The 9,912-nt window shown below is 32.1% G+C and carries 8 protein-coding genes; all 8 read left to right on the top strand.

Translation table 11 applies throughout. The annotated features are described in order from the left end of the window. The first annotated feature begins 286 nt into the window (after positions 1 to 286). The 8 genes from AB671_RS19885 to AB671_RS19850 all read left to right on the top strand — a co-directional run bounded on the left by AB671_RS19885 (position 287) and on the right by AB671_RS19850 (position 9,004). Entirely contained in the window at positions 287 to 1,081 is a 795-nt protein-coding gene (locus tag AB671_RS19885; RefSeq protein WP_066679458.1) for an SDR family oxidoreductase, read from the top strand. Between the two features lie 63 nt (positions 1,082 to 1,144). Continuing rightward, on the top strand, positions 1,145 to 2,749 hold the full coding sequence (locus tag AB671_RS19880; RefSeq protein ID WP_066679459.1) for a hypothetical protein: 1,605 nt from the start codon (positions 1,145 to 1,147) through the stop codon (positions 2,747 to 2,749). A gap of 252 nt (positions 2,750 to 3,001) precedes the next feature. Further along, entirely contained in the window at positions 3,002 to 3,511 is a 510-nt protein-coding gene (locus AB671_RS19875; protein WP_185114098.1) for a phospholipase domain-containing protein, read from the top strand. Between the two features lie 236 nt (positions 3,512 to 3,747). Then, positions 3,748 to 4,326, top strand: a complete 579-nt coding sequence (locus AB671_RS19870) for a hypothetical protein (RefSeq protein ID WP_066679461.1) — start codon at positions 3,748 to 3,750, stop codon at positions 4,324 to 4,326. A 98-nt stretch (positions 4,327 to 4,424) separates the two neighbouring features. Beyond that, positions 4,425 to 5,225: a WxL protein host-binding domain-containing protein gene (locus AB671_RS19865; protein WP_066679462.1), complete on the top strand. Its 801-nt coding sequence runs from the start codon at positions 4,425 to 4,427 to the stop codon at positions 5,223 to 5,225. Then, positions 5,218 to 7,938, top strand: a complete 2,721-nt coding sequence (locus AB671_RS19860; RefSeq protein ID WP_066679463.1) for a hypothetical protein — start codon at positions 5,218 to 5,220, stop codon at positions 7,936 to 7,938. Before AB671_RS19865 ends, AB671_RS19860 begins: the two co-directional genes overlap by 8 nt. 77 nt (positions 7,939 to 8,015) lie before the next feature. Then, positions 8,016 to 8,468 (top strand): hypothetical protein, encoded by a 453-nt coding sequence (locus tag AB671_RS19855; RefSeq protein WP_228390956.1) that lies wholly within the window; start codon positions 8,016 to 8,018, stop codon positions 8,466 to 8,468. Between the two features lie 14 nt (positions 8,469 to 8,482). Next, complete coding sequence (locus tag AB671_RS19850; RefSeq protein WP_228390957.1) at positions 8,483 to 9,004, top strand: hypothetical protein; 522 nt, start codon at positions 8,483 to 8,485, stop codon at positions 9,002 to 9,004. The last annotated feature ends 908 nt before the right edge of the window (positions 9,005 to 9,912 follow it).

Here is a 9,912-nt window from a genome sequence, read left to right as displayed (position 1 = left end):
TCAACACGTTGATTTTGTATTAAGTTTTTTAAGGCGATGATCTTAATTTCTTAATGTTAAAAATAAATATCAAATTTAAACAGCCTCTTAATATTAAAAAAAATTCCTGAAGTATGTCTTCGGGATTTTTTTTGAAAAATAGTTTAATCAATTTTACAGTGGTTCTGTAGATTTATTATATCTAAAGTCTTATTTTTTGGTTCTTTTACATAAATTTACCGTTTATAAAATGAACAGCTTTAGGGAATTCAAAATCTCTGATTCAAATAAATATTTTTACCATTAAATGTCAAAAACAATCATCATTACGGGAACTTCCTCAGGAATTGGTTTCGTATTAGCAGAATATTTCGGAAAAAAAGGTCATCACGTTTATGGTTTAAGCCGAAAGCATACCGAAAGTCAGTATTTTAAATCAATTCCGACCGATATTACAGATAATGACGCGGTACAGAATGCTATTGCTGAAGTTTTAAAAACAGAAACCAGAATTGATGTTTTGATCAACAATGCGGGAATGGGAATGGTAGGTTCTGTGGAAGATTCCACAAAAGAAGATATTTTAAAATTATTTAATCTGAATCTTGTAGGCGCTGTACAAATGATGACTGCTGTGATGCCAAAAATGCGTGAAAATAAATTTGGACAGATTATTAATGTTTCAAGCATAGGAAGTGAAATGGGATTGCCTTTCCGTGGATTTTATTCGGCTTCAAAATCTGCTTTAGATAAAGTTACCGAAGCCATGAGATACGAAGTTTACCCTTGGAATATTGATGTTTGCTCGCTTCATTTAGGTGATATTAAAACCAATATTGCAGAAAACCGGGTAAAAACAAAAGTTTCTGAGCCTTACAAAAACGTATTCGATAAAGTATATGCTTTGATGAATTCTCATGTTGGCGACGGAACTGAACCCTTGGAAGTTGCAGAATATATCGACCAACTTTTAACTAAAAATAAGTGGAAAGCTCATTATTATTTTGGTAAATTCGGACAGAAAATTGGTGTTCCTTTGAAATGGATCCTTCCGCAGGGAACTTATGAGAATTTAATGAAAAAGTATAATAAATTGGCTTAGTTTCAGTTATTAAAACAAATTTAAATCTCCAAAAATAAAACAGCACTTTTGTTATTTTAATAGTTGAAGTTATTTTTAAACATATTTTTTATTCTGTTTTGCGTTTTTGTACAAGCGCAAAAGAAGCATTATTTTCTGATTGATACAGAAACGAAAGTAAAGAAAAAAGTAAAAGATTCACTTTCTGCCGTAAAATTCCTCGATTCTTTAGCGCAAAACAATTATTTTTTTACTGATTTAAAAGAAGTCAAAATAAAAGGCGATTCTACAGAAATTTTCTATGATAAGGGCAAAAACTTCAACGAGACCTACGTTAACCTCTCAGATTCTATTGTTACCAGATTTAAACTTGAAAAAGAATTTTTCACCAAAAATTTAGATTCGGTTAAAAAAAATATCAACAAAAAATATATTGATGATGGGTTTGCTTTTAGCAGGATAAAATCTCAGTTTAAAGGTCAGAAAAATGGCATTCCTGTAGTAGAACTTGATATTAATAAAAATAATAAAAGAACCATTGACGGCTTTGTGGCAAAAGGTTATACCCGAGTTCCAAAAAGATTTATAAAAAATCTTGAAAAAGAATTTAAAGGCAAAAACTACGACGACAAAAACCTGATTGCCATTAATAAAAATTTCCAGGGCCATCCCTTTATCATGCTCGAACGGCAACCACAGACTCTTTTCACAAAAGATTCTACACAGATATATCTGTTTATGGAGAAGAAAAAAACCAATACTTTTGATGGAGTGATCGGTTTTGGAAATGATAAAACAGATAAATTTACGCTTAATGGTACTTTGAATGTAAATTTTAAAAACATGTTCAACGGTTTTGAAACAGTCAATCTTTATTGGCAGAGAAACCCCGATAAAGGTCAGAATTTTGATTTGCAAACCGATATTCCGTATTTACTTAATTCTAATGTGGGTTTAAATATGAAAGTGAATATCTTCAGACAAGATTCTACTTTTGCTAATGTAAAAGCTTTGCCTGCGTTTTATTACCATCTCAACAGCCGACAGAAAATTGGTTTACGAGGAACTTTTGAATCTTCTACCATCATCGACAGTCTTTATATTCAGGGAAAAGATTACAACAAAAAAGGGATTGGTATTTTCTTTGACATGACCGAGCCTACCGACATTGACCTTTTTCTTTATAAGTCTAAACTGAATGTAGGATACGATTTTCTCGCAACCAACTATACCGGTGAAAAGATAAAAGCCAATCAGAATCAGTTTTACTTTTTTGGAGAATATAATTATCATATCAACGGAAACCACTTTCTCAACATCAAAGGAGAAGGTGCAATGATGGATTCTAAAATCGATTTCTCTGCCAACGAATTGTATCGTTTTGGGGGCTGGAATTCTCTCCGGGGTTTTAATGAAAACTCTCTTGCCGCCGATTTCTATTACTACGCAGGTATGGAATACCGGTATCTTATCGGAAATCAGGCATTTTTTGATGTTTTCGGACAATATGGGCAGCTCAATAACAAATCCTTAAATGTAAAACCTAAATTATATAGTGTAGGTCTTGGTTTCAATTTCTTTATTCCACTTGGTTTAATGAGTTTTCAGCTTTCTAATGGTAACGAATTTGGAAATCCTTTTAAGTTTAACGACATAAAAATTCACTGGGGAATTCTGAGTCGTTTTTAAAGAAATTTTCAAACATTTTTATTCTATAAGAGTAAATTCTATACTCATATTATCATTAAATTAATTCTTATTGTCATTTTATACTCAAAAGATATTTCACACTTAATAAATAATTAAGGAACAAGTAATACTATTCATCTACATTTGGTCTCAGAAATATTTAGTTTTTTCCGAACTAAAATTACGCACCATATCTCAAAATACGCTGAAAAAACTCAATGTAAAAACCTATTGAAATTCAGAAAAAGAGACATGAAACCATCTACCTTATTACCATGCAACTACGATGTTAATCTCCAAAATAATAAGATTGTAATGACCAACCTTAAGGAGACTCCTGTATCGTTAATTATTTATGATAAAAATAAATTTAATACAAAAGATTATTATTTTTCATATACCCTACCTTCAAATGATGAAATTTCGCATACAGTAAATATCGAAAAATACAGCTACGAAGTAATAGGTTCCAGTGGTTTTGTGAGAAAGTTTAAAGGCACCAAAAAACCCGAGCTGAATGTAAACTTATCTACCAATATCTTAAAACATGAAATAGATATAAAACTGACAAATATCTCAGCCAACACTTTGAATATTAGTTTAGAAAACAAATATACCGATCACATAAGCGAACTTTCTCTTACTACACAAGAAGAAAAAATAAATATTAACCTAGATAGATCAAGAGGCTGGTACGACTTCAAAATAAGATCTAATACCAACATTTGGCATTTTGCAGGAAGAGTAGAATTTGAAAAATAGACAATAGACTCTAATTAATTTTAGATAAATTTCAAAGCCAAAGAATCTTATACAGCCCTCTGTGTAAGATTTTTTGGCTGATTACGGTCATAAAATCCAGCATTCTATTTTTAGTAATTATGTACCATATTGTGATAAAATATAAGATAATGAATATTTAACATTAAATTCTTGTGATTTATTCTATCATATTATAATGAATTTTATTAACTTCACAATTCAAAATACTAAAAACCATGAAAAAAACAACAATTAGCTTAGCTCTGACTTTTGCTGCATTTGCGCTATCTGCAAATCTTAAAGCTCAAGACACCAAGACAGACAATCACACTATCACTATTTCTGTTCCCGAGGTTGCACTAGTGGATATTGAACCCGCCGCAACAAAAAACATTACTTTAGGATTCACTAAACCAACGGAAGCAGGTAATGCTGTAATCCCAAACGCTGCCAACACCTCGCTTTGGTTAAATTATTCTTCTATTAAATCTGATGCAGAGCCTACACGTACTGTATCTGTAAAAGTAAACCCTCCTATTCTGGGAATTGATATTCATGTAACGGCTGCAGGTGCTACAGGTTCTGGAGGAGGAACATTAGGAACTCCGGCTGCAGAGTTAATACTGAGTGCAACAGACCAAACCATTATTTCAGAAATAGGAAGTGCTTATACTGGTAATGGAGCTAATAATGGTCATAATCTGACCTATGCTTTAGCAGCAGGAAGTGGTTCTGGTGGCGTAGCTTCTTATGCAGATTTAAAGGCAATCGCTACTACCGATGTTTCTGTTATTTATACGATTTCGGATAATTAATCTACACAATCTCATCTTTTACAATCAAGAAGAAATAGATTTCTTTTTTTCTTCTTGATTGAATTTTATCGATTTTAAACACCAAACTTTACAAAATAATGATAAAGAGCATTCTCGTATTGCTCATTTTCTTCCTTCAATTTTGTTTCCTAAAAGCAGGCATTGTAGTTATCAATGGGCTTTCACATTCTTATAAGATAGAAAACGGAAAAGTTTACAAGGGAAAAATTGAAATAGAAAATACAGGCAATCAATCACAAAATGTAAAACTGTTTCTTCAAGATTACAGTTATAAATCTGATGGTACCATCAATTACTCCGCTCCTCAAAACAACAGTAAAACAAATGCCGGTTGGATTAAAATGAATACCAATCTTGTCACTCTGAAAGCTAAGCAAAAGACAGAAGTCTACTATGAAATAACCGTCCCCAACAATGTTTCTGAACCAGGAACTTATTGGAGTGTGATCATGGTAGAGCCTGTTGAGGAAATAAAACCCAACGATAAAAAAGAGGGTATAAATATTACTTCAATCATTCGCTATGCCATACAAGTGATTACCGATTTAGATTCAGAAAAAGCAAAACCTGACTTGAAATTTGAAGGCGTAAAGATTGAAAAAGAAGAGGGAAGAAAAATTTTAAAAGTAGCTATTGCTAACAAAGGAAATCTTTATTGCAAACCAACCGTAAATGTTGAAGTCTACAACAAAAAAACAGGAGAGAAAATCGGGAATTTCTCAAGTATGGCATCTGGACTACTACCCCAAACTTCAAGATACTATCATATTGATATCAGTAAAATATCTCCCGATAAATATAATGCTGTACTCATTGCTACCGATGAAGAAGACAATGCTTTCGCTCTCAATGTAGAATTAGAAATAAAGAATGATTAAAAAATGGAGCATCTATTATATACTGCTATTCCCAGCTTTTATTTTTTCTCAAAAAAAAGATAGTATAAAGCCGGGAACATCTACTTCTATTTCTTTTACAATAGAAAACAACAGCTCTGTAGCAAAAAATTATCATTTGAAAACCGAAGCTTCTCACCATCTCATTATTCCTATTTTAAAAAATGGAGAAGTAAGTATTGCTCCTAGTGAACGTAAAATATATATTGTTCCATTACAAATTACAGCAGAAGCACCACAAGGTAAACATACTGTACTACTGGAAGGAACTGAAATAACGACGGGTAAAAAGTTTATCCAAACTACAGAATTATTAATTTCTACAAATAAAAAAATTTCTCTTACTCTTTTAGATTCACCAGAATTTATAAAAGCTGGAGATACTATTAAATCTACTTTCGTTTTAAAAAATGATGGGAACGTTTCTGAAAATTTAATTTTAGAAAGCAAAAATGCTATCGTGGATGAAAATGCATCTTTAATTTTAGCTCCCGGAGAAAGCAAAAAAATTACCATTAGTAAAATTACTTCACCTAATTTAAGTAAAAATGAATTTCAGAATATCAATCTTTCCGTTTATTCTAAAGACCATCCGCAAGAAAATCAGACTGTTTATTCGAGTGTAAAAATCATTTCTATAAAACCCATTGAGGATGATATCTACCACAGATTTCCGGTTTCAGCCTCAGTTTCTATGTTGGGCATGCAAAATCGAGGTCAATATAAAGATGGTTTTCAGGGCGAATTGTATGGAAAAGGAAGTTTAGACGAAAAAAATAAAAATATTTTAGAGTTTCATGCAGTCACCAAAAATCCGATAGACTTTAATTCTTTTACCCAGTATGAAGAATATTTTGTGAATTATACCCGAAAAAATCTTTTTGTTCATTTGGGAGATAAAAACTATTCTGCTTCTTTCTTAACCGAATATGCAAGATATGGTCGAGGGGCTGAAGTTCGTTTTGATTTAAAAAAAATAAGTTTTGGGGGCTTTTATAATCATCCGAGGTTTTTCAAAGATATTAAAGATGAGTTTAATATGTATTCAAAATTAAAAATAGGAAAACAATCAGAAATCACAGCAGGCTATTTATACAAAATTCCGAGAATAGAAAATACAGATTTAGCATTTAGCAATTTGAGATTAAATTCAAATGCTCATTTACCTTACTTCACAGGAAAATTTAAGCTCAATGAAAATCTTGAAGTTTCGGGAGAAACAGCATATAGCAAAACAGAAAAAACTGACGGTATTGCCTATATGATTCAAACAATTGCAAGTTATGAAAAAGTAAAAGCAAATGTAATGTATATGAGAGCCAGCCCGAAATTTGCGGGATACTTTAATAATACCAGTAATATTAATGGCAATCTTCAATATCAGCTGTCAAAGCGGATTAATGTAATAGCAAGCTATGTACAGGATGCCAAAAATTTTCAGCGTGACACTTTATTTCTTGCGGCACCTTATCGTAAATTTTTGCAATATGGAATTCAATATAAATACTCTAACAATGGAAATATTTATATGTACAACGGTTCACAAAGATATGAAGACCGTTTAATGCCCAAAGAATTTGACTATAAAGAACGTTTTTTTAAACTCTCTATTAACCAGCAAATCGGAATTTTTCAACTCAACATTGATGGTCAATTTGGAAAAACAGATAATTTTCTGACAGGTTTTTCTGGAAACTCAAGTTTTTATACTGCAAATATTGGTTTTGAAAAATTTAAAACATCATTTAATGTATATGGAAGCTACGCACTCACATCCCGTTATCAGCTGAAGAATGATAAACAGTTTTACTTTGGAGCAAGAGTTTTAAGTCGATTTTCAGATAAATCCTATTTCAGTATTTTTTATCAGAACAATTATATACCTGAAGATTATTTTACCGATAGAAATCTTTTTGAACTTCTTTTTCATCAGCAAATTTTTAAAGGCCATGAAGTGGATGTTTCTACACGATACAATTTACAGCGTGGAGAATTGGGAAATAAAGATTTTATTTTTTCGTTGCGCTATACTTTAAGAATGAATATTCCGACTCAGAAAATTGCAGAATACACTACTTTATCTGGAAACATAAAAAATTTAGGAGTAAAAAAAGTGGATGGAATTCGCCTGATGATGGGAAATCATCTTTCGGTAACCGATAAAAACGGAAATTATTTATTTAAAAATATAAATCCTGGAGATTATGTTTTAGAAATCGACAGATTGACTACAGAAATCAATGATATTGCTGACCGTAATGTACCAGCATCATTAACTTTAACAGGCAAAGAAAATATTTACAACTTTGGATTAACGAGTGCCGCAAAGATTCAGGGAAAAATAGAGTTTACAGAACGTGAAAGTAATGTAAAATTTGCCCAGCTTTCGACCAAAAAAAAGAAAAACGAAAATCTAATTATTGAAGTAACAAACGGTAATCAAATATTCAGAAAATTGGCACTTTTAGGAGACTATTTTGATTTTACTTATTTGCGTCCCGGAAATTGGAAAGTAAAAATATACAGAAACGGTTTAGACAAAAAATATAAAATACCCGTTGATGAGTTTGAATTTAATTTAAAATCTGACGAAACAAAAAATGTAACCATTAATGTCATAAAACAATCATCAGAAATAAAGTATCAGCAAGAAGCCATCAAAGTAAGCTATAACGAAAACAAAAAGCGAAAATGAATCATTTCAAATTAATGTTTTTTATCTGCCTTATCATCTCCTCCTGTTTGTTTTCTCAAACTACAGTAAATAGTAGTGTGTCTGTTACTTTACCCATTGTTACTTTAATGGATATTGAGCCGACAGGAGCGATTACATTAAGTTTTTCTGCCCCCGGTGAAGCCGGAAATCCTATTGCTTCGCCTGCTGCCAATACCACAAAATGGATTAATTATACATCAGCAATTGCTTTAGGAGGTCTTACGAGAAAAATTACAGCTTCCATCAACATATTAATTCCTGGAGTTGATATAAAAATTCAGGCAGCTACAGCTTCTGGTACCGGAGGAGGAACATTAGGAACACCCTCTGCTCAGATAACATTAAACACAACATCACAAACAATAATCAGCGGAATAGGTGGTGCTTTTACAGGAAATGGAGCAAACAACGGGCATCGGCTTACCTTAAGCCTATCAGCCAATACATATAGTAATCTATCTGCAAAAACAAATACTCCTGTGGTGATCACTTATACGATCACAGAATAAATAGAAAAACGAAGATGAAAGCAAATAATACAATTTTTTATATAAGATATTTATTCAAAATAACTTTGATACTCTCTTTACTATTTTTCTGCACGATAAAAGCCCAAACAATAGACATAGCAGGAACTAATTGGACAGTCGCCATACCATCAATTACAGAAGCCGGCTCAAACTATTCAGGAACTTATGAGAGTGTAGCCAACCAAATATCATTAAAAGTAGACATCCCATTAGTATTAGGCAGTGGCAAAATATCAGTACATTATACACCCAACCCTACATGGAATTCAAATTTAATATTATCCGCAAAAAGAACAGGTAATGGGACAACAGTATGTCTTCTATGTTCAATAACTGGAGGAACTGCTTACCAAACTGTAACGCTTACAGATCTTGAATTATTCAGGATTACTGCAGTATTAGCATTAGCGTCCTATTCAAATATCCCAATTCAATTACAACTCTCTGGAGTATCGGTAACAATTCCCGCAGCAACATATAACAGTAGGATTGTATTTACAGTAAGTGCACTTTAAAATATTTATTAAGAAAAAACTTAAATTTTCTTAGGAGCTATTTCCGTCTATCCGCTCATACTCCTCACACCAATGCTCTCCATCTCCAAATCCCACCTACTCTCCAACTCATGCTGCGGGGTAACCGCTTCTATACGGGCTAGGATGTCAACCATAAAACATAAATTGAAATTCAACGGAATTTTCATTAATTAATCCACGCGAATCTTAATGAGATTTTTAAATTAATGATTATTAATTATTTAAGTTCAAATCAATAGAGTCGGGCTTTAGCCTGGCTAAACAGTAACAACAAAAATTGGCTTTAGCCAAAATTATGATATATTTTGGCTAAGGCCAATAATGAAACTTAATTTTATAAATGGGTTAAAGCTCATTTATATTGATATTTTGTTAAAATGTAAGAATCGAACTCAACTTATTAGAGAGACTATAAATATTTCAACAGAGATATATTAGAGAAAATTCCATTATATGAAATTCATTGTAAGATTATTTAGAATCTACCCCTTTCTTCAAAGCAGCTCCGGAGGAGCAAAACCTTTGTAGGATAATAACAAGCTGCACCCACAATCAGCACTCCGGAGGAGTGCAACCTTTATAGAACATGAAAGCATCATTTTCATAAGCTCCGGAGGAGCGATACAATAGGCAATTAGCAATAGGCAATAGGCAATAGGCAATAGGCAATAGGCAAAATTACATAGGCTCAGTCTCAAAACTTGGGGAGCAAAATAATAAATGATATTTTTGTAGTATGTTAAATGATGCTGAACTACTTAAATTATTTTTACCAGAACTCTTGATTGAATATTTTGAGATTCTGAAATTTGAAGAAGAAAACAAAATTCTACACATTTACTTTGAAGAGAAAAATACAGCTCCAAAAGAATTCTCATCACTCATCT

Source organism: Chryseobacterium sp. BGARF1 (assembly GCF_001677955.1).
In the GTDB taxonomy this organism is placed as follows: domain Bacteria; phylum Bacteroidota; class Bacteroidia; order Flavobacteriales; family Weeksellaceae; genus Chryseobacterium.
Note: the sequence above shows the minus strand (reverse complement) of the source record. Positions and strands in the feature narration are given on the sequence as shown.